The organism is Meiothermus sp. CFH 77666 (genome assembly GCF_017497985.1).
Classification (GTDB): domain Bacteria; phylum Deinococcota; class Deinococci; order Deinococcales; family Thermaceae; genus Meiothermus.
Genome location: NZ_JAGDFV010000037.1, coordinates 1 through 24,116, shown reverse-complemented (window position 1 = coordinate 24,116; position 24,116 = coordinate 1). Strand labels below are relative to the sequence as shown.

21 protein-coding genes and 1 tRNA gene are annotated in these 24,116 nt (G+C 61.4%); 12 read left to right on the top strand and 10 right to left on the bottom strand.

The window, feature by feature from the left end; all coding sequences use genetic code 11:
* Positions 1 to 410 precede the first annotated feature (410 nt).
* Positions 411 to 1,526 (top strand): aminotransferase class V-fold PLP-dependent enzyme, encoded by a 1,116-nt coding sequence (locus tag J3L12_RS14830; RefSeq protein ID WP_208015831.1) that lies wholly within the window; start codon positions 411 to 413, stop codon positions 1,524 to 1,526.
* Positions 1,527 to 1,635: 109 nt separating this feature from the next.
* Here J3L12_RS14830 and J3L12_RS14825 read toward each other — a convergent pair whose 3' ends face one another.
* Positions 1,636 to 2,367: a diguanylate cyclase gene (locus J3L12_RS14825; protein ID WP_243455286.1), complete on the bottom strand. Its 732-nt coding sequence runs from the start codon at positions 2,365 to 2,367 to the stop codon at positions 1,636 to 1,638.
* A gap of 231 nt (positions 2,368 to 2,598) precedes the next feature.
* Here J3L12_RS14825 and J3L12_RS14820 point away from each other — a divergent pair, with 231 nt between their 5' ends.
* Positions 2,599 to 3,855 (top strand): replication-associated recombination protein A, encoded by a 1,257-nt coding sequence (locus tag J3L12_RS14820; protein ID WP_208015833.1) that lies wholly within the window; start codon positions 2,599 to 2,601, stop codon positions 3,853 to 3,855.
* On the opposite strand, the gene J3L12_RS14815 is transcribed toward J3L12_RS14820, so the two are convergent.
* Both J3L12_RS14815 and J3L12_RS14810 read right to left on the bottom strand, forming a co-directional pair.
* A complete protein-coding gene (locus tag J3L12_RS14815; protein ID WP_208015829.1) occupies positions 3,830 to 4,291 on the bottom strand; it encodes a hypothetical protein in 462 nt (153 codons plus the stop codon). The genes J3L12_RS14820 and J3L12_RS14815 overlap by 26 nt on opposite strands.
* A 392-nt stretch (positions 4,292 to 4,683) precedes the next feature.
* A tRNA-Trp gene (locus J3L12_RS14810) sits at positions 4,684 to 4,760 on the bottom strand.
* A gap of 138 nt (positions 4,761 to 4,898) precedes the next feature.
* Between J3L12_RS14810 and J3L12_RS14805 the strand changes: the two genes are divergently transcribed.
* Complete coding sequence (locus tag J3L12_RS14805; protein WP_208015828.1) at positions 4,899 to 5,855, top strand: sugar kinase; 957 nt, start codon at positions 4,899 to 4,901, stop codon at positions 5,853 to 5,855.
* A gap of 30 nt (positions 5,856 to 5,885) precedes the next feature.
* Here J3L12_RS14805 and J3L12_RS14800 read toward each other — a convergent pair whose 3' ends face one another.
* Positions 5,886 to 6,680 carry a class I SAM-dependent methyltransferase gene (locus J3L12_RS14800; protein WP_208015827.1) on the bottom strand — a complete coding sequence of 265 codons (795 nt, stop codon included), beginning with the start codon at positions 6,678 to 6,680 and terminating at the stop codon, positions 5,886 to 5,888.
* A gap of 294 nt (positions 6,681 to 6,974) precedes the next feature.
* On the opposite strand from J3L12_RS14800, the gene J3L12_RS14795 reads away from it, so the two are divergent.
* The 8 genes from J3L12_RS14795 to J3L12_RS14760 all read left to right on the top strand — a co-directional run bounded on the left by J3L12_RS14795 (position 6,975) and on the right by J3L12_RS14760 (position 13,833).
* Entirely contained in the window at positions 6,975 to 8,657 is a 1,683-nt protein-coding gene (locus J3L12_RS14795) for a PASTA domain-containing protein (RefSeq protein WP_347708916.1), read from the top strand.
* On the top strand, positions 8,654 to 8,980 hold the full coding sequence (locus J3L12_RS14790; RefSeq protein WP_208015825.1) for a YraN family protein: 327 nt from the start codon (positions 8,654 to 8,656) through the stop codon (positions 8,978 to 8,980). Before J3L12_RS14795 ends, J3L12_RS14790 begins: the two co-directional genes overlap by 4 nt.
* Positions 8,981 to 9,017: 37 nt before the next feature.
* A complete protein-coding gene (locus tag J3L12_RS14785) occupies positions 9,018 to 9,551 on the top strand; it encodes a hypothetical protein (RefSeq protein WP_243455285.1) in 534 nt (177 codons plus the stop codon).
* Positions 9,552 to 9,561: 10 nt separating this feature from the next.
* Positions 9,562 to 11,379 (top strand): menaquinone biosynthesis decarboxylase, encoded by a 1,818-nt coding sequence (locus tag J3L12_RS14780; RefSeq protein WP_208015824.1) that lies wholly within the window; start codon positions 9,562 to 9,564, stop codon positions 11,377 to 11,379.
* Between the two features lie 95 nt (positions 11,380 to 11,474).
* Complete coding sequence (locus tag J3L12_RS14775) at positions 11,475 to 11,903, top strand: hypothetical protein (RefSeq protein ID WP_208015823.1); 429 nt, start codon at positions 11,475 to 11,477, stop codon at positions 11,901 to 11,903.
* A gap of 199 nt (positions 11,904 to 12,102) precedes the next feature.
* Positions 12,103 to 12,351: a hypothetical protein gene (locus tag J3L12_RS14770; RefSeq protein ID WP_208015822.1), complete on the top strand. Its 249-nt coding sequence runs from the start codon at positions 12,103 to 12,105 to the stop codon at positions 12,349 to 12,351.
* Between the two features lie 79 nt (positions 12,352 to 12,430).
* Positions 12,431 to 13,324 carry a hydroxymethylbilane synthase gene (gene hemC, locus J3L12_RS14765; protein ID WP_208015821.1) on the top strand — a complete coding sequence of 298 codons (894 nt, stop codon included), beginning with the start codon at positions 12,431 to 12,433 and terminating at the stop codon, positions 13,322 to 13,324.
* Positions 13,325 to 13,440: 116 nt separating this feature from the next.
* The gene (locus tag J3L12_RS14760; RefSeq protein WP_208015820.1) at positions 13,441 to 13,833 is read left to right on the top strand and encodes a transcriptional repressor; all 393 of its coding nucleotides are present in this window, start codon (positions 13,441 to 13,443) and stop codon (positions 13,831 to 13,833) included.
* A 2-nt stretch (positions 13,834 to 13,835) separates the two neighbouring features.
* Here the strand turns inward: J3L12_RS14760 and J3L12_RS14755 are convergent, their stop codons facing one another.
* The 5 genes from J3L12_RS14755 to J3L12_RS14735 form a co-directional block, all read right to left on the bottom strand.
* Entirely contained in the window at positions 13,836 to 14,705 is an 870-nt protein-coding gene (locus J3L12_RS14755; protein WP_208015819.1) for an alpha/beta hydrolase, read from the bottom strand.
* Positions 14,706 to 14,782: 77 nt separating this feature from the next.
* A complete protein-coding gene (locus tag J3L12_RS14750; RefSeq protein ID WP_208015818.1) occupies positions 14,783 to 15,433 on the bottom strand; it encodes a DUF5639 domain-containing protein in 651 nt (216 codons plus the stop codon).
* A 23-nt stretch (positions 15,434 to 15,456) separates the two neighbouring features.
* Positions 15,457 to 16,983 carry a carboxylesterase family protein gene (locus J3L12_RS14745; protein ID WP_208015817.1) on the bottom strand — a complete coding sequence of 509 codons (1,527 nt, stop codon included), beginning with the start codon at positions 16,981 to 16,983 and terminating at the stop codon, positions 15,457 to 15,459.
* Positions 16,984 to 17,101: 118 nt separating this feature from the next.
* Entirely contained in the window at positions 17,102 to 17,617 is a 516-nt protein-coding gene (locus tag J3L12_RS14740) for a bioflim formation protein (RefSeq protein ID WP_208015816.1), read from the bottom strand.
* A gap of 132 nt (positions 17,618 to 17,749) precedes the next feature.
* Positions 17,750 to 18,901, bottom strand: a complete 1,152-nt coding sequence (locus J3L12_RS14735) for a hypothetical protein (RefSeq protein WP_208015815.1) — start codon at positions 18,899 to 18,901, stop codon at positions 17,750 to 17,752.
* A 515-nt stretch (positions 18,902 to 19,416) separates the two neighbouring features.
* Here J3L12_RS14735 and aceA point away from each other — a divergent pair.
* Positions 19,417 to 20,712, top strand: coding sequence for an isocitrate lyase (aceA, locus tag J3L12_RS14730; protein WP_208015814.1), 1,296 nt, complete (start codon positions 19,417 to 19,419; stop codon positions 20,710 to 20,712).
* A 44-nt stretch (positions 20,713 to 20,756) separates the two neighbouring features.
* On the opposite strand, the gene J3L12_RS14725 is transcribed toward aceA, so the two are convergent.
* Positions 20,757 to 23,903 carry an AAA domain-containing protein gene (locus J3L12_RS14725; protein WP_208015813.1) on the bottom strand — a complete coding sequence of 1,049 codons (3,147 nt, stop codon included), beginning with the start codon at positions 23,901 to 23,903 and terminating at the stop codon, positions 20,757 to 20,759.
* Between the last annotated feature and the right edge of the window lie 213 nt (positions 23,904 to 24,116).

The window sequence follows — 24,116 nt, the reverse complement described above, 5'->3', positions numbered from 1 at the left end:
TAAACGCTACCAACCCCGTTCCCCGGCCATGGCTGCCCATCTCACTGACCGCATTTGGTCTATCTCTGACATCCTTCGCCATCAGGTCTTTCCATCCAGCCACCGGTGATAATCTCAAATGACTACCAACACACGGGAACCCGTGTTTTTCTGATAGCTACAAAAACCCCCGGACAGCAAAACCGCTTGGGCATGCTAAGGTTCGTCTGTATCTCAACCAGCCGCCAACTCCCCACATGCGGCCTCGACCCTCATCTCCAGACCCAGGCCTATTTTGACAAACCGCATAGACCCCTGTATATTCAGCCTAGATGCGATTCTCCGCACGAGCTATCCTGTAACGGTGCTCTTCTTCGGAAGAGGCCGTGAGGGTGTGCCCGGCGGGGAATCTTTTTGTTTGGAGGATATGCATGGTTCTTTTGACGCCCGGCCCCACCCCCATTCACCCCAGGGTACAGACCGCCCTGACCAAGGAGATGCGCGGACATCTCGACCCTGAGGTGCTGGCCACCAACCGCCGTATTCGGGAATACCTGAATGTTCTGTTCGATCCGGGCGAGGGCGCTTTGCTAGCCGCCATGCCGGGGTCGGGCAGCCTGGGGATGGAAGCGGGCCTCACCAACCTGGCCGACGAAGGGGATGCGGTTTTGCTGCTGGTGAGCGGTACTTTTGGCGAGCGCATGGTGGAGATTGCCCACGCCTACCGGTTCAACTACAAGGTGCTGCGCTCCGAGCCAGGCCACCCCATTGACCCCCAGGCCGTCGCCGATGAGCTGAACCACCGCCCCTACAAGCTAGTAGCCCTTGTACACGGCGAAACCAGCACCGGCGTACTCAACCCGGTAGAGGAAATTGCCGCCCTGGTACAGGCCCACGGAGCGCTCTTCATGGTAGACGCCGTTACCACCGCGGGCATGATGCCGCTCTCCATGCAAAAACTGGGCATAGACTACGCCTTCACGGGCAGCCAGAAATGCCTCTCGGCCCCGCCCGGGCTGGCCCCCTTTGCCCTTTCGCTGCGGGGCCGCGAGTGCCTGGGGCAGGTGCGGGGCTGGTATTCGGATCTCTCGAGGGTCGCGGTGTACTGGGAGCAGGAAGGCTACTTCTGCACCTCGCCAGTGCTGCTGCACTACGCCCTGGAAGAAGCCCTCAAGCTGGCCCTGGAAGAGGGCCTAGAAAAGCGCCAGCAACGCGCCGGAACCCTGTACACTGCGGTACTCTCGCTCCTGGAAGAGCTGGGCTTCAGCGCCTACGCTGCCGAAGGTGCCCGGTTGCCCACCGTGCTGGTAGTACGCCCTCCCCAGGGGCTGCACGAGGCGGAGATCCGCAAAGCTCTCTATGCCAGAGGGATCTCCGTGGCCGGGGGCATTGGCCCCACTGCCGGCAAGGTACTGCGGCTGGGCCTGATGGGCGAGAGTGCAAGACCTGAGCACTACCGGGTTTTCTTCAAAGCGCTGGGAGAGGTGCTAAACAAGAGCGGCCTCGAGCGGGCCTTCGAGGAACGGGTGGGGCTGATAGCGGTCTAGAGTGAGATAAGCCGAAGGCCAAAGGCTGAAAGCTGAAGGCAAATGAACGTATCTGGCCTCAGCTTTGAGCTTACGGCTTTCGGCTTTTAGCCTTCCGCTTTCGGCCTGCTCAATGCTGTGTCAGATAGTAGTGCTCGAGCTCCCCCTGAAGCTGCACCAGGGCCTGCTGGATGCTCATGCCCTGCAAGGGCAGTACGCCATAGGCCCGGATGGCCAGGTTCTGCCTGATGCGGCGGAACACGATCTGGGCGCCCTCGAGGTTGCTGCCTTGCAGGGCAATCAGAAACTGGCCCGGTTTGAGCTGAAAGACCATATCGGGTTGGCGCAGATATTGCAGCAGTTCGGCCCCCGGCTGGTCGGAGCGGGTATGCAACAGCAAGAGCGTGACGGGCCGCACCGCCGAGAGGGTCTCGAGGCTCGGAGCCAGGGCTTGCAGGGCCCCATAAGGCAGAATGCCCTCCTGGGTACGCAGGCCCATCTGCGCGGGAGCGGGCAGGCTGGGCGCCTCGCGCCGAAGCAGGAAATAGAGCCCCACCAAAAACACCAGCCCCCCCAGCAAACTCGCCACCGCTGCCATCACCGCCACATCGGCGGGCACCTCGGCCAGGTCGCGGCTGGCAGTCACCGCCACCACGCTGCTCATCACCCCCAGGCCCAGCACCCAGAAAAAGCGCACCTGCGGGCCCAGCGGCACCCTGGCGTACAGGCTGGCGGCTGCGGCCAGAATCAGGGCTGCCAACAAAAACACCACACCGGGATAAATGCTCTCCTGCCGGGGAAATAGCCACAAGGGCAACAGGCCCAACAGGACAAACCCCCAGGGCAATAGCGATAGCCACATAGGCCATAGCATAAGATTGAAGTTTGCATTGCCCTGCCAAGAATGACCATGATGATGGCTGATGGTCAATAGCCGATAGTCCATCTTCCATAGCCCAAAGCAAAAGCAATCATTGCAGCCTGTTTCGCGCCAAGACCCTACACGCTAGAGAATCGTCTGACGCACCGCAGTACCTTGGAATGAGGGGCGCCATCAACTGCGCCACGCCTCTGGTACAATTACGTTGTGAACATAGTCCCTCTGGCCGAGCGGGTACGCCCCAAGACCCTGGACGAAGTGGTGGGGCAGGAACACCTGACGGGGCCGGGAAAGCCCCTGCGACGGATGCAGGAGACCCGTCGGCTTTCCTCCTTCATTTTGTGGGGGCCGCCGGGAAGCGGCAAAACCACCCTGGCCCGCCTGATGGCCCAGGGCGTCGGGCAGGGGATGGTGGCCCTTTCGGCGGTGAATGCCGGGGTCAAGGACATCAAGGAAGTGGTAGCCCGGGCGCAGGAAAAGGGCAGTCTGGTGCTCTTTCTGGACGAGATTCACCGCTTCAACAAGTCGCAGCAGGACGCGCTCTTGCCCCATGTGGAATCGGGCCTCCTGACCCTGATGGGGGCCACCACCGAAAACCCCTCCTTCGAGGTCAACCCGGCCCTGCGCTCCCGCGCAAGGGTCTATGTGCTCAACCCGCTCGACGAGGACGCTACCCGGCGGCTCCTGGAACGGGCCCTGGCCCACCCCCAAGGGCTGCAAGCCCAGGCCGAGCCCAGGGCCCTCGAGCTCATCGCCCAGGCCGCCATGGGCGACGCCCGCCGGGCTTTGTCGGCCCTCGAGCTGGCCGCCAGCCTGGGCGAAGGCCAGATCAGCGAAGCCACCGCCAGGGAAGCCCTGGGCAGCGGCACGCTCAACTTCGACAAAGGGGGCGAGTATTTCTACGACCTGATCTCGGCGCTGCACAAGAGCGTGCGCGGCAACCATGTGGACGCAGCCCTGTACTACTTTGCCCGCATGATCGAAGGCGGGGCCGATCCGCTGTACCTGGCCCGCCGCCTGGCCCGCATGGCCGTGGAGGATGTGGGCCTGGCCGACCCCAATGCCCTGCGCCTGGCCATGGCCGCCAAGGACGCCTACGACTTTCTGGGTAGCCCCGAAGGCGAGCTGGCCCTGGCCGAGCTGGTCATCTACCTGGCCCTGGCCCCCAAGTCCAACAGCAGCTACGTAGCCTGGAAAAACGCCCAGAGCGCCGCCCGCGCACACCCCGACGCGCCCATCCCGCTCCCCCTCCGCAACGCCCCCACTGCCCTGATGCAGCGGCTCGGCTATGGCCGGGGTTACGCCTACTACCACGACGACCCCGAGGGCAGCTTTGCCCAGCAGTACCTGCCAGAGGGCCTGGAAAACCTGACCCTCTTTGAGGCCACCGGGGAAGGCTGGGAAGAGCGGGTGCGCGAGCGCCTGGCCGGCCTGCGCAGGCGTTTCAGAAACGCACGCCCCCCGAAATAATGAAGAGAAGCTCGCCGGTGGCAAAACTGCCCATTAGACCCAGTTCGCCTATAAACAGGTCGCCCCCGTAGCCCAGATGTGCTTGATAACCAAAGCCACTGCTGGAGGGAAATAGTGTGGTGTTGCTTTGGAAACCCAGCCACACAAGCCTGGGTGCGATGTAAAAATCATCCATACCCCATATGAAGCCCGCGTCTATCCCTAGAGGAAAACCCAAATCCGTAGGCAGCAGCGGGAAAGACAGTCCGAAATCGAGCGCCGCGCCGGTCTCGAGGGCTGCTTTGAGCCCGGCTCGCAACCCAAACTGGGTCGAAACATTCACCTCGACCTGACCATCCCCGAAGGCCACAGCCCCGTAGGGCAAAATACCCGGGCCCGAGGCATTGGACACAAACAGCACGGTGCCTCCCAACACTATCTCCCGGCCTTGCGCCACTTGCGGCCCTCTTAAGTGTGTCAAGGGGACACAACCGCTACACAACAGCAGCAAACAACAAACAAGCCAAATGCCTCTTGCCACAGGCTTACCTCCCTCTTGGAGCGTTGGGGCATCTTAGCATGGCAGCTCAAAGGCTGCCTTAACCTTTAACCAGACGAGGATTCCTGTCATCACTGCCACAAATACCGGCCACGATTGGTTTTGCCAGTCCCGCCAGCTCCGAAAATGCAGGCTGTCCTGGGCGGTTTGCGGTTTGACCCAGCGCACGGGAGAACTGCCCCAACAAGGCTTCCCAGATTTTTCGCAAATCAAACGTCCAGGCAAGCTGATGTTTATCACCCGTGACCAACGATATAAGTCGGCACGAGTTCGTAAGTTCAGGGTTTTTCTGGCGGGCCGTGAAGGATTCGAACCTCCGACTTTTCGTTTTGGAGACGAACGCTCTACCGGACTGAGCTAACGGCCCATGTTTTGCCTTTGTTATCGCGTTTCGTGGTAAATTCCCTTACGCGCAACCTCCATTTTGTCTTGGAGACATACAGATGTCAACCCCAAACCACCGGGGGCAGGTCGAAAGATGCCTTGCCGGAGTACAATCGGCCCCATGGCAGACCTCAAACCGCTCGTTGCCCTTGGCGACCTCACCTGGGATGTACTGGCCAAACCCAATACCCTGCTCCTGCCCGGGGGCGATACCACCGGACGGGTGTTGCTCATGGGCGGCGGCAGCGCAGCCAATGTGGCGGTGTGGGCGGCGCGGGTGGGCTATCCGGCGGGGTTCATCGGGGAAGTGGGGCGCGACCGCTTCGGTGAGTTTGCTGTGCAGGAGCTGGCGGCTGAAGGCGTGGAGCCGCACATCATCTGGAACGGCAGCACCCCCACCGGGGTCATTCTGGTCTTGATTGATGCGGCGGGGCAGCGCTCCATGCTCACCTCGCAGGGGGCCGACTTCGATCTGCGCCCGGAGGAGGTGCCGCTAGAGGTCATCCAGCAGGCGGGGCACCTTCACGTGACCGCCTGGTCGCTTTTCACCGACCCCCCCCGGCAAGCTGCCCTCAAAGCCGTACAGGTCGCCCGTGAGGCCGGCCTCACCATCTCGTTTGACCCTGCCTCCTTTCAGATGATCCGAGAAATCGGGCGGGAGGAGTTCCGCCGCATGACTCGCGACCTCTCGCTGGATTTTGTGTTTCCCAACCTCGACGAAGGGCAGGCCCTGACCGGTGCCAGGGAGCCAAAGGATGTACTCGAGATCCTGCAAAAGCTCTACCCCGAGGCCATGATCCTGCTCAAGCTGGCCGCCGACGGCGCCCTGATTCTCGACCGGGGCCGGTTAATCGAGCTCGAGGCCACCCGCGACCAGCCGGTAGACGCCACCGGCGCGGGCGATTCGTTCGGGGGGGCTTTTCTGGGGCATTACCTGCGCTCCCAGGATGCCCTGGCTGCGGGCCAGTTGGCCGTGCAGGTAGCAGGCTGGGTGATCGGGCGGTTCGGGGCCCGCCCCCCCATGGACGCCGAAATTCGGCAGCGCCTGGAGCGCTTTGGTTATGCGCTGCAAAAGTAGCCCGGGCCGAGCCAGACCCGTGCGGACAAGCTAGGGCAGCCGCGTGCTGCGCACTACAAACTTCCAGTGAATGGGGTACTCCACATCGGGGTCGGGGTAGGTTGCCGCCACCCACTGGCTTAGCTCGGCCACTGAGGGCCTGAAAACTTCCTCGGGCACCTCCCAGGTAAAGGAGTAAATGCGCTCCAGAAGCATTTCCAGGCTGGTGCGGGGGCTGCGCAGCTCAACCCAGTCGGCGACGGTTTTGGCTTTGGGCTCGAGGCCACGCCGAATCAGCTCAGCTTCCACCTCGGCCAGGCGGGCCTGGTGACGGCCTCGCGCCAGGGTGTAACCGTGAGCCGCCAAAATTTCCTTCCACTTCTGCTGGATGCGCCAGTCTTCGCTTTCGTCGTCGGATTGATCCCAGCCCTCAAACAAAAAGCCGCCCGGACGCAGCACCCGCAGGCACTCCTGCAGGGCTTGCTGCCAGTTGTCGAGTAGGTGCCAGAAATGCACTGCAATCACCGCATGCAGGCTGGCCCTTTCGAAGGGCAGCTCGCGGGCGTCGGCCTCGACTAAGCGGGCCTTGCGGGCCACGCCGGCCACTTTTTGCCGCAAGACCTCGAGCATGGCCGGGTTGTCATCAAGGGCAATGTAACGATACCCCCGGGCAATGATAGGCACCGAAATACGGCCCGTACCGGCCCCAATTTCCAGAAACAACGGATCGCGGAATAACTTCTCTACGGGAGCCGTGAGCGCCGTAGCGATACGCCCGGAAACCTCGGGCGGATGATACCGCGTACGGTCGTAGGTAAAAGCTACCCGACTAAAATGAGAAGTCATGCTCGGCTTTATGATAGCAATGGCATGTCAAATTGCAAATCATACTGCGAAATTGTCGGCCTGAGTGTGAAGTCAAAGCCGAACCCTTCCAGGAAGGCTTTATCACAGATCAGAAAGCTTTATTCAGGTGCAGCACAGTAAAGGTCGGTTTGGAGGTTACCCGCAACTGTGCTGGTTTGAGGGGTATCGAAACCTGAAGCCAGGTAGCTACAGCAAAAAGGCACAAAGCAAGCCTTCAAAAGTTCTCTATTTCCACTTACAAAGCCCTTTCTGCGGTCTGTATAATCGCTTGTGGTGTCGCTACTGGACGATAAGTTCACCATTCTGAGCGAAGAGCCCGCGCAGGGCTTTTTGCGCCCCTATCAGGTTCAAACCCCGGAGGGCCTGAGGGGACAGTTGTATTGGTTTGAAGTGCATAGCCCCGAGGCCCGCACCGCCTTCCACCGCTACAAAAACGCCATCCGCCGCCTCGAGGCCCAGGGCTTTTTGCCCCAGGGGGTGCTGGTTTCGGCCAATCCGGGGCGCTACTACGTTTTCTGGCCCGAACAACCCAGGGCCGCGCTCAAGCCCCGGCGGCTCAAGCCCTTGCTGGAAGTCCTGGAGCCGTTTGGCTACCAGGAAAGCGACCTCGAGGCCACCGAGGAAAGCGGGCGGCCCCTGGTGGGGAAGCTACGCCCCCAGATTACCCCGGCCCCCAGGGGTTCGAGCCGCCCCGACCTGAACCCCGCGCTTCCGGCGCTCCCTACCAAACCCCTCCCCTCCTCACCCCCTGCACCCCAGGAACCCCCCACCAAGGCCGAGATGCCCCCCAAACCCAGCCCCACCCCCCGTACCCCCAAGGAAGCCAAACCCCGTCCGCCACAGCGCGCCTATCGCTGGAACTGGCCCGGCTGGCTGCCGGGGCTCTTGATGCTGGCCCTGGGCAGTGTGGCCCTCTGGCAGGCCGCTACCCGTTATCTGAACCCGCCCGAGTACGTGCTGCCCGACCTGGTGGGCAAAACCCCCCGGCAGGCCCTCGAGGCCGTGCGCACCTACGGCCTCAAGGTGGAGTTTGCCGAGGGGAGCGATGTTTCGCTGCCCAAGGATCAGATTCTGGAACAGACCCCCGACCCCGGCACCCGCGTAAAGCCGGGGCGCAGGCTCGAGCTGGTCATCAACAAACCCCGCTTTGGCAGCGTCCCCACCGTGAGCGGGCGCTCCCTCGACGATGCCCGTCAGGCCCTCGAGGCCTCCGGCTACCGGGTTGCGGGCATCACCCGCGTCGCCTCCGGCGACACCGCCGACACGGTGCTCTCCAGCATTCCCCGCGAGGGCCAGCCCCTGCGCCCCGGCGAGGGGGTGCGTTTGCTGGTCTCGACCGGAACCCGCTCCCCGGTGCGCGAGACCCTGCTACCCGACCTGACCGGCCTGACCGACGAGGAGGCCCGCTACATCCTGACGGTGGCCGAACTCCAGGCCCAGGTGGTGCGGGTGGCCTCGGGCGCCCCCGAAGGGCTGGTGATTGGCCAGGAGCCCGGCCCCGGCGTGGTGCTACCCCGCGAAACCGTGGTACGGGTGCTGGTGGCCGCCCAGCCCGTCGCCACCCTGCCCAAAGCCTCCCCCTTTGAGCCGCCCCGCCTGGCCGCCCCCCCACCCCCCCCGCCTGTAGAGCCGCAGCCTGCACCCATTCCCGAACCCGCTCCTATTCCCACACCCACCCCTACCCCCGAACCCACCAACCCCAACGCCAACCAGCCCACCCCAACCCCCACCCCCACCGGGCCGCAAGAACGCCGGGTCAATGTGAGCTACACCCTGCCGGAGAACATCCCCAATGCGGTGGTGGTGATTACCGTGCAGGACGAGGTACTGGTCAATACGGTGTTTGAAGGGCCGGTGCAGCAGCCCTGGAGCTTCAGCCAGGAGATTGTGGTGCGCGGAACGGCGGTGCTGCGGGTGCTGGTGAATGGCGAACAGGTACTGGAAAGCCCGCTATGAAAGGGGCCTGGGCCGAAGCGCTGGCCTGCAAACATCTGCTGGCCAAGGGATACATCCTGCTGGGGCAGAACAGGCGCACCCCCTTCGGCGAGATTGACCTCTGGATGCAGGATGGCCCCACCTACGTGGCCGTCGAGGTCAAGCAGCGCCGCGACAGTGCCTTCGGAACGCCCCTCGAGGCCCTCACCCCCACCAAGTACCGCCGTATGTACCAGTCGGTGCTGTATCTGCTGGGCCGTGACGATGTGCCGGTACGGCTGGAAGCAGTCTTGATCTACGGCACCCCCCGGCAGTTCTGGCTCGAGCACCTGCGCTTGGATTAAGCCGTTCCGGCCTGACTTGACCTATACTGAACGCATCGTGCTAGGCTGGTTGATCCAAAAGCTGCGCTCGCTGCGGTGGGGTTTGTTGCCTCCCCGGCCACCGGCCCCCGAGCACCTTCATGTTTACCGCTTCTGGCTTTACCTGAGCCATCCCAACCTTTTGCGCCCGGTTCTGACACCACCCACTCCGCTAAATGTACAGACCACCCTGGAAATCTTCCTGCAACTGCAGGACGCCCGCCCCCTAAGGCTGGCCGAGGTAGGGTTCATGCGTCTGCGCGACCGCAAGGCTTTGGTGCTGGCCCTTCCTGGCCTCTTGTGGCCGGGGCAGACGCTTTCTGTGCAGCTCAAGGGCATAGAGCTGGCCTCGCGTTTTGGTTGGAATGAAACCATCGCACCCTACCTGCGTACCACCGAGGGGCTCATCTACTACGAGCAGCCTTTCGTCTTTGAGGCCGAGGCCCTGACCGTACCGGTGCGTCCAGGCCCCAAGCCGCGCAGCCTTCGCGTCGAGGCCCCCTGGCCCGAACCTTTGCCCGAACCCACACTCGGGGCTGGCCGAAGGGCCTAAGCTAGAGTGGATGTACAAGAACCTCCAGGCATTCATCCAAGACCTACAGCGCCAGGGCGAACTCCTCCGCATCCGGGAACCCGTTTCCTGCGAGCTGGAAATCACCGAAATCGCCGACCGCATGGTCAAGTCGGGCGGCCCGGCATTGCTCTTTGAAAACGTACAGAACCGCGATTTTCCGGTCTTTATCGGGGGCTTTGGCACGGCAGAGCGCACCGCGCGGGCCCTGGGGGTGAAGCGCCTGGACGACCTGGCCGAGCGGGTGGCTAGTTTGATGAACCTGAACCCTGGCAAGGGCGGCCTCAAGGCAGCCTTCGCCCTGCTGCCCAAGCTGCGCGAGCTGAAGGGCTTTTTCCCCAAAAAAGTGCGCGGCGGCCCGGTGCAGGAGGTGGTGCTCCGGGGCGAGCAGCTAGACCTTTTCAAAATCCCCATCCTCAAGTGCTGGCCCCTGGATGGCGGCCCCTACATCACCCTGCCACTGGTGATTACCAAAGACCCCGAAACAGGCGAGTTGAACCTGGGCATGTACCGCATGCAGGTGCTGGACAAACAAAGCACCGCCATGCACTGGCAGCTGCACAAGGTGGGGCGGCGCCACTACGACAAGGCCAAAAAGCTGGGAAAGCGCCTCGAGGTCGCCGTGGCTCTGGGGGGCGACCCCATCCTGACCTACGCCGCTACGGCCCCGGTGCCGCCCATTCCGGGCGTCAACGAGTTCAACCTGGCCGGGTTCTTGCGCGGGCGGCCGGTGGAGCTCACCCGTGGCATCACGGTAGACCTGCCGGTGCCTGCCGAGGCCGAGTTTGTGCTCGAGGGCTACGTAGACCCCGCCGAAGACCTGGTGCTCGAGGGGCCCTTCGGCGACCACACCGGCTTTTACACCCTGGAAGAGCTGTACCCCCGCTTCCACGTCACCGCCATCACCCACCGCAAGCAAGCCATCTACCCCGCGACCATCGTGGGCCGCCCCCCCATGGAGGACGCTTACCTGATCGAGGCCTCCGAGCGGCTCTTTTTGCCCGCCGCCCAGCTCATCCTGCCGGAGATAACCGACTACCACATGCCGCCTGCTGGGGTGGCCCACAACTGGGTGAACGTGAGCATCGAAAAACGCTACCCCGGCCAGGGCTACAAGGTGGCCAACGGCCTCCTGGGCCTGGGTCAGATGATGTTTGCCAAGGTGATGGTGGTCACGGACGCCGGCGCCCCGCTCAAAGGCCCCGAGGCCCTGCAACACGCCCTGCAACACGCCGTGCCAGGGCGCGACACCCTGGTCTCGAGGGGCCCCATTGACGTGCTGGATCACTCCTCACGGGCCATGGGCTACGGCGGCAAGCTGATCATCGACGGCACCGCCAAGCTAGAAGAGGAAGGTGGCGCTCTCCCCTTCACCCCCAGGGCCCACCCCAGCCTGCCGGGCATTCCGGGGGTGCGGCAGAAGCAACTGCCCGGCATCTGGATGGTTACGCTGGAGAAAACCCGCCCCCACCAGGCCAGAGAAATCGCCGAGCGCCTGCTGGCGGCCCCGCAAAGCGCGGGTATCCGCCTGATGCTCCTCACCGATAGCGATACCCGGCTGGACTTCGACGAGGTGATGTGGGCGGTGCTCAACAACATAGACCCCGAGCGCGACGCCTGGGTGATGCCGGGGGTGGAGGGCCCGGTGCTGGTGCTGGACGGCACCCGCAAGCTGGCCGAGGAGGGCTTCGCCCGCCGCTGGCCGCCCAAAATTGTGATGTCGCCCGAAATCGTGCGGCGGGTGAACGAGCGCTGGAAGGCGCTGGGGCTGCCGGCCCTGCCGCCCAAAGACACCGCGGTAGTTTGGTAGACGCGATGCTGGCCAGTGGGCCTCACAAAAATAGAGCATCGCTGGCATACGTCAAATGACCCGGCTTCCCGCCAGCAAGGCGCTACCCTCGTCGTATGAAAGCGCTTCTCCTTTCCTGGTTGCTTCTCCTGGGGGCCCCCGCCCTGGCCCAAACCCTGGTGGAAGTGACAACCGTCGCGGCTATTGCCTCCACTCTCGATGCTAATGTGCGGTTTCCTTCCGGTTCCTTTCGGGCCGGGCGGGGCAGCGAGGCCATTGTGGCCCGGATTCCTGATGCCAGCCGGTTCAACCTCGAGGTTTACGCGGCCAGCGGCCTGGCGGCCCGGCTGCACGCAGGCTTTGTGCAGCAGATTCTGACCGGCTTCGCGGTGGCGGGTTATTTTGTGGAGAACCAGCAGGAAACCCAGGTCGCGGGCGAAATTCGCACCCGCTACGACCTGAAGGACAGTGCAGGCAAGGCAGCCATTCTGTTTGTGGTGCGAAAAGGCGATGAGCTCGTGTATGCCTTTGGCAAGGCCAGATAGGGCAGATGGCTAAAATCCAAAGGTGTGACACCAACATTAGGCGAGTGGCCCACTTTCAGCAACGCCCGAGATGGGGGTGGGTGGTGGGAGGTAGGCGGTGGTTTTCAACGTCTAAACCCTACTCCCTAGCTCCTACCTCCAAGTGCGTAGTAGGTGTTCAAGCAAAGACGATGTGCGGGCACGATAAGCTGTAAGAAGCATGGACGCGCCTTTGCGTTGGTCGGAACTCGAGGCCCGGCTAGCTCTGCAGGAACTGCCCGCCTTTCACCGGGCTTTCCTGCGCCTGCACCGCCCGGAACTGAACCCCGATACCCTACCGCTGCGGCGGGTGCAGCAGTACGTGAGCCAGACTCTGCATGCGCTGGCAAAAGAGGGGAAGGCCCGGCGTGTGGACGAGGATTTTGAACTCGAGGCCGAGCAAATCCCCCTTCCCTACCGGGACTTATAAAACCGGCCCTTAACCGAACGCCTGGACACGGCGCTTTGCGTTTCACATTCGGCCATTTCCCGCTAATATATTGGGCGTTATGCGCGTCATCGTAATTGGGGCCAGGGCTAGTTTGCTGGCACAAGCCCAGACCCGCTGGGTGGTGGAACGCCTGAAGGAAAACTGGCCCGAAACCGAGTTCAAAATACGCACCGTGCAGTCCAAAAACACCTCCGAGGGCGGCGCTGCCGAAGCCCTGCGACAAGCCCTGAGTAAACGCGAAGTGGATATTGCCGTGTATTCGCTCAAACACTTACCCACCCAGGAAATGCCGGGCATTCGCCTGATTGCGGTGCCCAAGCGGGTAGAGCCCCGCGAGGCCCTGGTGGGGCGCAGCGCCAAGCGCCTGGAAGAGCTGCCCAGGGGGGCGGTGGTGGGGGTCAACAGCCTGCGGCGCAAGGCCCAGCTACTGGCGTACCGTTCCGACCTCGACATCCGCGACCTCGAGGGCGACGTGGACGACCGCCTGACTGCCCTGGGAACCGGCGAGTACGACGCCATGATTATCGGCGCGGCCAGTTTGCTCCGCCTGGATTTGCGAAACCGCATAGACCAGTTGATAGACCCCGAGATTGTGCTGCCCGCACCGGGCCAGGGAGCTTTGGGCCTCGAGGTGCGCCTGGGGGACGACTGGGCCGAGGAGCTGGCCTACAGCCTCAACCACCGCGCCTCGTTTGTGCGGGTAACCGCCGAGCGGGCTTTCCTGCGGGCCCTGGGCGCCGGCGATCAGTGTGCGGCAGGTGCACTGGCTACCCTGGAAGGCGACGATACTTTGGTTTTGCAAGGGGTGGTGGCCTCGCCCGATGGCCGCGAGCTGATCCGCGCCGAGATCGAGGGCGATGCCGAGGAAGCCGCCGAGCTCGGGCACGACCTGGCCCAGGACTTGCTGGCCGAGGGCGGACGGGAGTTGCTGGGCGCGGTGCAGAGCCGGTAGTTCCAGTGCATTCCCCACCATCCCACTTTTGGGCGGTAGTTTTGCGGTAAACTTGAGAATAGCAGTCAGGATTGTGGCCTTTGTCCTTTCTGGCTGGCTATAATTTAGGAACAACCATGGGAATCAAACGTCTAACCAAGCAGCGCAAGGCCGTCCTCGAGGTGGTTCGTCAGGCCAAGGGCCACCACCCCGACGCCGCTTGGGTCTACAGTGAAGTTCGCAAAACCGTGCCCAGCATCAGCCTGGGCACCGTCTACCGCACCCTCGAGGCCCTCACCGAGGAAGGCTACCTGGTGCCGCTCTCCCGCCCTGGGGAGGCCCTGCGCTACGAAGCCAACCTGGACGGGCACCTGCACATGGTCTGCCGCAAGTGCAACCGCTTCTTCGACATCGTGCAGCCCCTGCCCGACCTTCTGAGCGAGGTCAAAGCCCGGTATCCCGCCTACCAGATTGAAGACGTACAGGTCGAGTACCACGGCATCTGCCCCGACTGCCGGGCTCAGATGTAGCTCTACTGCAAAATCAAGCGCACGAGCTCCAGCGGTTTTTCCTGTTGCGGCAGGTGCCCGCAACCCGGAATGATGTGCAGTTTGGCGCCCGGAATCCAGCCTGCCAGGGTTCGGCCTGCCTCGACAGGAATTACAAAATCCTGCTCACCCCACACAATCAGGGTTGGGGTCGTGAGCTGGCCCAGCCTGGCCGGGCTGGGGCGGCCCAGCAACCCCTCCAGGGCCATCCAGCGGAAGGTCGAGAAATAGGCCCGCCGCTGGTCATCGCTCCAGACCCGATCCCAGACCCGTTCCCGCAAAAACTGGCGGTCCTCGGGGGGCAGGGCGTCCAGATTGCCATAGTAGGGCCGCAGGCTTTCGTAGGCCGCGTCCTGTGAGCTCCGGAAGCTGTTGTAGATTTTTTCACCCTGGCCCGGAATCAAAAACATCATCTGAACCTTACCCAGTTTGCTGCGCACGGGAGGGCCATCCACCAGCACCAGCCGGGCCGCCAGGTCGGCGCGACGTGTAGCCACCCGCAGGGCCACCGCAGCCCCCATCGAGTTCCCCACCAGCACCGCCTGCGGGATTTTCAGTTGCTCCAGAAGCGCCGCCACCGTATCGGCAAAAAAGTTGAGCGTATAGGCCCGTTTGGGATGGTCGGAACGGCCAAAGCCCGGCAGGTCGAGGGCCACCACCCGCCCCCGCCCCGCAAGGAGCGGAAAGACCTTTTGCCAGCTATCGGCCTCGTCGCCCAGGCCGTGAATGAGCAGGAAGGGGGGGCCCTGGGACGGGGCCGCCCCCGAGTCGTAGAGGTGCAAACCAACCCCATTGGCCGTCACCCTGCGCTGGTAGGGTTTCAGATGGTCGGGAACGGTAAATTTGGGTTTCATAGGTTGTTCGCCGATAATCTATAGCTTATCGCCTATAGCCCCCCAACTTCTCCCCCTACGCTTGTGCGCTCTTCTGCTCAAACGGCTTCTACCAGGCGCTTGTAGGCTTCGGGCATGGGGGGCCTGGCGCCTCCGTCGGCCCAGCTAAAGCGCAGGTCGATCAGGTGGCCGGGGCCCACGCCCATCCCGTTGGGGAATAGCGGGGTGTAGTCCAGGGTACCCCGGACTTCCTCGCCGCCAAAGGTTTGCGCGAAGCGCTCGACCTCGAGCGGGTGCCCAAAATGAAAGGCATGGGTATGGGCCAGCTCCTGCCATAAGAAGCGCGGCTTGAGGGGGGGTTCGGCCAGTTCGGCCTTGCGGCGCAAAAACACCGAGGCCCGGCCAGGGCGCAAACGGAGCGTAGCCTCCAGCACCTCGCCCAGCGCCCCAAAGCTTCCCACAAAGGGCCGCACCAGGTCGTAGCCCTGGACGTTTTTGACGGTAAGGCCCCCGGCCTGAACGGTATGGCCCCTGGGCGACCTGAACCTGAGCCCCAGCACCTCGCTCCCCATAAAAAAAGTCTGGGCAAAGCCGCCCCGCTTGAGCAGGCCATCCAGCCCCCCCGGTAGCTCCACCGGTGGGAACGGCGGGAAAAGCCCTTTGGGAAGAGCCTCCCAGACCTCGAGCAGCCGGGTGTCGCCGGTGGCGATGAGGTACTGGTCGGCAGCGGAGACCTTCAGAACCGGCATGTCTTTATGCTATTCGCCCTGGCCTAGCGGAACAACCCACAGCGCCCTGGGTAGGGGTCGGGGATCAGGTCGGGCCGGGCATCAAAGCCCATCGCATAACCGCTCTTTGTCTCGGGCCAGCCCTGCAAATAAGGCTCGCCGGTGCGGGCAAAGTGGAGCCACTGGGACTGGATGGCTTGGGCCAGGGGCCGGGAACTGTCCAGGGCCTCTGCGGTCAGGAACAAAACCCTCGAGGGCCAGGTGCTCTCGGTGCCAAAGAGCAGGGGCAGTTCGATGCCGTGAAAGCTGCCCAAAAAATCCAGTACCGGTGAAGCCCAGGTCACCAAATAACTGTAGGTGGGGGCGTGGCGGGCCTGGGCGGCCCCGGCGGCCAGCGTGGGGCAGAGCAGGATTCGGTCGGTCTGGAAGTAGGCCCAGGCTTCGGCGGGGGCGGCGTAGCGGGCCTGGTAAAGCTGCCGTGCCCGCTGCCCCAGGCCGGGGAGCCTGGCCTCGACCCGCTCGGCAAACCCGGCCCAGTCGGAGGGGCCTGTCAGGCGCTCACCCCAGGTCTCCTGCGCGGTGGCCCCCACAATCAGGGGAATCCCCTCTGCCAGGCCCATGCGCAAGGCTTGCAGGGGCAGCTGGCTCAGCCAGACCCCGTCCAGGTGCGGCTTCCAGGGCACCTCGGCGAACTCTCCGGCCTCGACCCGCTGCAAGAGCGCCCCAATACTGCGGTCTTCGGGGGGAAAGAGGCGCTCGAGCGGAACCCGGCGCAGACAGGCCAGATCGCCTGCCCCGCAGCCCATCTGGGCCGCCCAGCGCACACCCCAGGCCAGACCCTGCTCGAGGGTTCGCACATACTCACACCCGCCTGACTGGATGATGGCCTTGTGGAATAGCCCTTTGGCGCTGGGGGTCGCCATCAGCGTACAGACCGCCATCCCCCCCGCCGAGTGTCCAAACAGGGTCACGTTGTCCGGATTGCCGCCAAAGGCGCTGATATTTCGCTGCACCCAGCGCAGGGCCTCGAGCATGTCCTGAAGCCCGTAGTTGCCGGTGGAGCCGCGGGGGTCTTCGGCTTGCAGCGCAGGCAAAGCCAGCCAGCCCAGCGAGCCCAGCCGGTAGTTGAACCCCACCACCACCGCCCCCTGCGCGGCCAGCGCGGTGCCGTCGTAGAGGGGCTCGGCCCAGCTTCCGCCGGTGTAGCTTCCCCCATGCACCCAGACCATCACCGGATAGCCCTCCGGTGGGGGCGGCGCCAGGGGCATCCAGACCCCCAGGTTCAAGCAGTCTTCGCTCTGGGGGGGAATATAGCCGCCCAGCCGGGTGGTAAAAACCCCCCGCTGCGGACACGCCGGGCCAGGCTCGGTGGCTTTGAAGACCCCCTCGAGCCGCAGCACCGGCACCGGGGCTTTCCAGCGCTCGGCCTTCGCGTAAGGGATGCCCAGAAAGTAGGCCACCTGGGCGTTCTGGTTGAGCCCCCCCTGCAAGCGCCCCTGCGGCGTGAGCACCCAGACCGGGTGCCCATACGCCATGCCCAGCATCACCGCCAGAGCCCAGATCCCACCCATGAATGTATTGTGGCGCAGCTACCGGATTTTTACCTGTATCCGAGGCCAAAAAGGTCAAGCGCCGGGAGTCTAGTACGTGGCAAAAATTAGCTATCAGCTATGGGCTATCAGCAATTTCTTACCAAAGGTACAGCACCGCAATTTTGAAGGGATAGCGGTCGGAGATGCCCACCTCGAGGGCCACCGGATCCAGGTAAAGCCGCCCGCCCAGGCCATAGGCCAGGTTGAAGCCCCCCTCGATGCCCAGCCCCACATAGCCCGAAATGGCCCCGCCGGGAATCTCGAGGCTGGCCACCGGCCCTAAGTGGAAGCCAAACAGACTGCCCGCCGTGTTGAAGCTCAAGTCTACCCCCAGGCCCGCCGAGAGCGAGAGGTCGGCCACCGTCAGGGCCGGTAGCAGGTTGGCCTTGAAAAAGGCCCAGACCTCCACATTGTCGAAGCTGGTGGGGACGATGACCTCGAGGTCCAGTCCGGTATCAATGCCCAGTGGGCTAAAGGGCAGGCCCAGGCTCCCCTGCACCATCAACCCCCGCCCAACCCCAAACCCCACCCCCACGGTGTTTTCGGGGTAGGCCGGGGCCTGGGCAAAAGCGAAACCAACCACCAAGGTAAGCAAGGCAACGAGTCGCTTCATGGTTCCTCCAAAATCAGCCCCATCATAACAGGGCCATATCAGAGAACCAGTACCCGCAGAACGGGCAGTACCCCGAGCAGCAGGGTCAGGGGCCCGGGTAGATTTAGCCCTCAACTATCGGCCATCTGTCTTTCAGCGTGTACAGGGCTTGGCCGCGTGGTGTTCTATCAGGTACTGCTCGAGGTTGCTCTGCCCGCCCGCAAAGCTCAGGGTCAGATTCTCGCCCAGAATGCAGTTGCGGTTGGTATCGTCCAGCACGCCCCGGAACTCGGCGGTCTTGCCATCAAACTGCACCGAACCCTTGCTGAAGGCGATGTGGAGGGGGTCGCGGCGGAACTCGGTGGCCTCGAAGCTCAGGGCAAAGGTTTTCTTGAGGTTGCCGAGCGAAGCCAGCGCCCGCATGTTGGTGGCCAGGATGCTGGCAAAGTTGCCACAGCGGGCACGGACTACGGTACCCCCGGTGGTCACATCCCAGGTCAGATTCACGGTCTCGCCACCGCCCCTGGCCACGATATCGCCCTTGGTGGTGAGGGTGCTGCCAATGTTCCACTCGAGGTTCTTCACTTCAATCAGCCGCCCAACCCCGGCCTTGTCCAGAAAGGCCGCCACCTTCATCTGATCGGGCATGTCCAGCACCTTGCGCCCCGTTACACAGCGGCTATCGGGAAAGACCGTGCTGCGGTTCAGGCTGGCCACCACCACGTTGTTCACCTTGATGTACCCGATTAACTTGGTAGGGGCCTCGAAGAGGGCTTCGTTGCTGGCGCTGTAGTGGCCCATCACCGTGGGCGAAGGCGTTCCGCCGGTGGAGCCGTTCCAGTCGAGCAGCAGCTCGGCGGTCTGACCCTGAGCGGTACGCCAGCGCACCAGATAGTCGTCGCTGTCGGTACGCACACAACTGTTGTTGCCACCGGTGCAGTCCCAACTGCCTCGGGTCAGGCGGGTCTCGGTGGCCTGTACCGAAACCCCACCTCCTGGGGCGTCGGCCAGGGCCGCACTGGCCGCCCCCGACCCCGGCAACCCCAGCAAGCGGCCCAGGTCAATATTGACCGGCGCATTCAGGTTGTGCAGGTAGCCTGCCAGCTCCCCTGGAAGGCTTTGCATCACCTTGCTGGCGCTTTCATCAAAGCTTTTGCTGGCCCCGGCGCTCTCGGCTGGAGAGGCCGTTGCACTACCCCCTCCCGGAGGGTTGCCTCCTGGTGGAGGGTTCTCAACCACATTCGAATCCCCACAGCCTGCCAACAAAGCCGCCATGACCAGCGCCAGCCAGAAGTTGCGTTTCATAGGGTTCCCCTTTCTTCCCCCAGGAAAATTACCCCGGTAGCCCTTCAGATGCGGCTCATGTTCTTGCCGGTGCCTTTAGCCGTGCTTAAGAGAAGTGCGGATGGGTTTGGATGGCCGGATAGATCGGATCTATTTCGAAATGCCCAAAGTGGGCAAGATGCCATACATTGCCCCAGGTCGCAAGTCGCGGGAAGGGCCGGAGCATTCGCGTGGATCTGCGTTGGGCGTTTTGCGTTTGACTATCGCCCCTGGCTATGCACCAGAATCCATCAAGCTCCCAAACGACGCTACAGAGGTTGAGAGCTAAAGCGCCGTTCAACGTCAATCTCAACGAGCCAAGGGTTTGTCCTCTGGCCGGTTGCGCCAATCTTTCAAACTGGCTACCTACACATTGGTGTAATAGTTATCGAGTGTACTCAGATAAATAGTACACGTTTTTGTAAGTGTCGCTTACCAAGATATACACCCATCGGAACTCTGTTGTTCAGACCATACTCAAAAAAGGAGGAATTGCCATGTCCAAACTGACCCCCGAAATGAAACTGGAAGCCGAGAAACTCAGACGTGAGTGGGAAACCAACCCCCGCTGGAAAGGCATCCAGCGCGACTACACCGCCGAAGATGTGGTGCGCTTGCGCCCCAGCATTCTGCCCGAGCAGACCCTGGCCAAAGTGGGGGCCGAGCGGCTGTGGGAGCTTTTGCACACCCGCCCCTACGTGAACACCTTTGGGGCCTACACCGGCGCTCAGGCCGTGCAGATGGTGAAGGCGGGCCTCGAGGCCATCTACCTTTCGGGCTGGCAGGTGGCCGCCGACGCCAACCTGGGCGCCCAGACCTACCCCGACCAGTCCCTTTACCCCGCCAACTCGGTTCCGGCAGTGGTCAAACGCATCAACAACGCCCTCATGCGGGCCGACCAGATCGAGCGCAGCGAAGGCAAAACCGATCGCTACTGGTACGCCCCCATCGTGGCCGACGCCGAGGCCGGGTTTGGCGGCCCCCTGAATGCCTTCGAGCTGATGAAGGGCATGATCGAGGCCGGGGCCGCCGGGGTGCACTGGGAAGACCAGCTCAGTAGCGAGAAGAAGTGCGGCCACCTGGGAGGCAAGGTGCTCATTCCCACCTCGCAGCACATCCGCACCCTCAACGCCGCCCGGCTGGCTGCCGACGTGATGGGCGTGCCCAGCGTGATCATCTGCCGCACCGACGCCGAGGCCGCCACCCTGCTCACCAGCGACATTGACGAGCGCGACAAGCCCTTTGTGAAGGAAGGGGAGCGCACACCTGAGGGCTTTTATCGGATTCGCAACGGCCTCGAGGCCTGCATCACCCGCAGCCTGGCCTACGCCCCCTATGCCGACCTGCTCTGGATGGAGACCAGCACCCCCGACCTGGAGGTAGCCCGCAAGTTTGCCGAGGCCATCCACCGCGAGTTCCCCGGCAAGATGCTGGCCTACAACTGCTCGCCCAGCTTCAACTGGAAGAAAAACCTCGACGACGAGACCATCGCCAAGTTCCAGCGGGAGCTGGGGGCCATGGGCTACAAGTTCCAGTTCATCACCCTGGCGGGCTGGCACAACCTCAACTACCGCACCTTCGAGCTGGCCAAGGGCTACAAGGAGCGTGGCATGAGCGCCTTTGTGGAGTTGCAGCAGCTCGAGTTCGCCGCCGAAAAGGACGGCTTCACCGCGGTCAAGCACCAGCGCGAGGTGGGCGCGGGCTACTTCGACGAGGTGCTGATGGCCATCACCGCCGGACAGGCCTCCACGGCTGCCCTGGTGGGCTCCACCGAGGAAGCACAGTTCCATTGAGACAGTACCTTACTATTCAAAGACGGCAGAGCTCTCTGCCGTCTTCAGTTTTCTCTCGAGGGACTAAAGCCCAGCTTTCGGGCCTCTTCATACAAGCGCAAGGCTTGGCGAGCTTGTTTATACGAAACACGGCCAAATTTCACATATTTTCCAATGTCAAAAATCAGCTTCCGCTCCCAACCTGCAAAATGTTCACGCATCTTGGCCCAATGTGCCAGTTCAAACCACATATCTGGATGTGTGGAGAGTACCCAGTCAATCTTAGCTTGGTCTTCAGGTGTTATTTGGTTGTTTTGATCTTCTTGTTTGACAGTGCCAGGAATTTGTATGATTGCACCCAGATTTTCACTGGCATCTTCTCTGGCTCCCATTGGATCAGGATTCCCAAGCTCCGAGACACTTATCTCAAATGACTCATTAGATGAGGTTGAAATCCAGCCATTGCTCAAGTTCTTTTCAGGCTCGGGGTTTTCTACTTGTACTTGCTCATCAGCAATTTCTGTTTGCGATTGAACATCGTGCGCTATGTTTCTTTGGCTTAGACGGGCGTTATTAGATCGCTCAATACCAAGCTTCCCAAGTTCTTCAATCACCATCATCATTGCCCCATCTCGATCCCGATAAAAACTGCTTCCTCTGATGCGAATAAACCGCCAGCCCAGGCGTTCAAGAATTCTCTGACGCTCGAGGTCTTCGGGCCATTTCTCCGGCGGATGGAAACGGTCACCATCACATTCGATTGCGACCCGCTGGTCAGGCCCTTCCACCACCAAATCAATCCGGTAACTCCCAACCGGGTACTGCGCGATAACCTTGAATCCAACACGAGTTAGGTACTCAAGCACCTCGCGCTCGAAGGGCGACTCAGCCTTGGCGCCCTCTATCTTCATTTGGTGAATTGAATTTTCTGGCTGCAAGGCGTGCTCAATCAAGCGACGTCGCAGGTCACCAGGTTTCAAATCTACCGCTGGATCCAGCGAGTACACCACCCACATTTGATCCTTGGCCCGACTTGCAGCCACATTGAAGCGCTGCTGCCAAAGTTCAGTTTCCCGCATGGAGAGTGGGCCTCCCTGGGGCACATCTACCATGGAAATAAAGACTACATCGCGCTCATCTCCCTGGAACTGCGCAGGGTTACCACATATTAGCCTGCGCCCTTCTAACTCAGCAGGAGAAAGGGCATCGCGCAACATTTGCTCAATTTTTAGAGCCTGCTCCTCTCCCACCATCGAAATAACCCCGAAGGTCTTGCCTGCGTATAGTGGATTGCCCACACAGCTCTTGACTAACCGAACAATCTCTTCTGCCTCACCCAGGTTGATCTTCGTGTTTCTTGGTTCGGCAAAGCCTTTCACACGTACTGCACGAACAGCAGGCTTCAGTGTGGAGTGACCTGATTCGCGCAAGGGCCTAATCCTTCCGTCGTAGCAAAGTGTGTTACTGAACTGTATTATTTCCGGAACCGAGCGGAAGTGTTCCCGTAGCATCACCTGTCCACCGAATGCTGATCGTGCAACTTCGTATACGGAGTATTTGCCGTCAAATAGGTGCTTATTTGGAATGCCATCAAGATGGGCTTGTTGTAGCGGAGATACCTTTTCAATCTCCTCACCTATCGCTACGGGGCTTACCTGCTTGTCGTCCCCCACAACTACAATCTTTCGAGCCATGGTAAATAAAAAGAGGGCAAAAAGATCCGCTTGGCTAGCCTCGTCTATGATTACAACGTCAAAAGGGTCGTCTTCTGGTCTAAACTGCTCCACTACGCGACCCAGCGGCATAATCCACACCGGCACAGCCGAACGACATTGTGCGAGTAGCTTGGCCGCCTCTCGTTTTAGTGTGGGTGCTCGCTTGCCCTTCCCCTTGCCGATTTTCTTGATAGTGCTCATCCATCCAGTTAGGGCAAGGCGTTGTTGATATGTGGTTTTTTTGATTTGAGCACTCCAGGCTTTGCGGTCAATCAGCTCAGCCGTCACCTGATACAAGTCGCGCTCGAGTTTTGCCACTTCATGCTGCAAAGCGTTGATAGAAGTTTTGGTGCGTTCATCCAGCTCCTGCGAAAGCACGCGGTGTAGCCAGGCTTTCTGGGGTTCATTCGGAACTCTCGAATCCCCGTGTATGCCCTCGCGCTTTTCAATTGCTCTAGCCCAGCCTGGTGCAGTTTCCCTCAGCCGCCCCAACAGTTGCATACGGCGTTCCCACCGAGGGATAAGTTGGTGGAGATAAAATAGCCTCCTGTATGCCTGTTCATACGCTGCGGGAGATCCTTTTTTAAGGGCCTCGACCAAGTCGGCGCTGTTTGCGTTTTTGTGCAAACCGAGATAGGAAATAGCGTTTGCAATCTCCAAGTTGCCAAGTTGCTGGGCTACTCTAACACGCTTGGATTCAAGGATGGAGGCTAGCTCATCCAGTGCAGCAACCAGGTTCAATAGTTCTCCATTAGGTTGGGGGTTGGGAGGTAGGCTGTGCTGCAATGCATCCATATCGAATCCTGCCTCCAGCAATTGCATCCGGAAGGGCAAAAAAAACTGAGAGTGCCATTCCAGCTTACTTTTCAGGATAGGGATATATTGTGCGGCCTGCATTTCGGGATTGGAGGAACCGAGCTTTACCTCACTTACAGCACCAATTAGCGCCTCCCAACGCTTCAAGAGGCGTTGACGTTCTACTCTAAGGCTTGCCTCAAATTCAAGGGCTCGGAAATGCTCATAAGTGCTTGGTTTAACGGATGCCACTTGGGCTTTTTCGATAAAGGCTTTCCATTTGGAATTCTTTAGCAGGGTAAGCAAATTAAGTTTCCCACCCCTCTTCAGAAAGTTTGCAATTTCGCCGGCTTGCTGAGCCTGCTCAGTAACTGGAATGCCGTCTGAAAGTTTGGGTTCAAACTGAATGAGCATATTTTGAGCTTCGAGCGCGAGCTTCCGGGTAGACTCGATAAGTTTGATAAAATCCACCCAGATTTGCTTTAGTTGCGGCTCAAAACCTGCTGCAATGACTGATATATGCCATTGTTCAACTTGCTTAACTGGATGAAGCACCTGGTTCAAGCGTTTTTGGAGTGCTTCAAGCTGCTCCAAACTCGGTTCATGCTTCCACAGTTCGGGTCTTTCGCTACCGGGCTCAACCTGCTGCTGAAGGAGTTGCTGCCACTTCTCTACCTTACTTGGCTCTGGAAGCTTCTCCATTGATGGCAGCCCCGCACGAAGGTCGGCCTCGTCCTCTGGGCTAATGTCTGCATTGCTTTGGTACAGCTCTTCCAGTTCATCAGTAGATAATCACTGGTGCTAGTCACAAAACGATGTCAGCTATACACAGGTCTGGGGAAGCAGCGATGAGGTTCAGGGCGATGATGAGGTAAGCCCACCAAGCGGTAAAGCCAAGTTCAGTACGGTGATGGC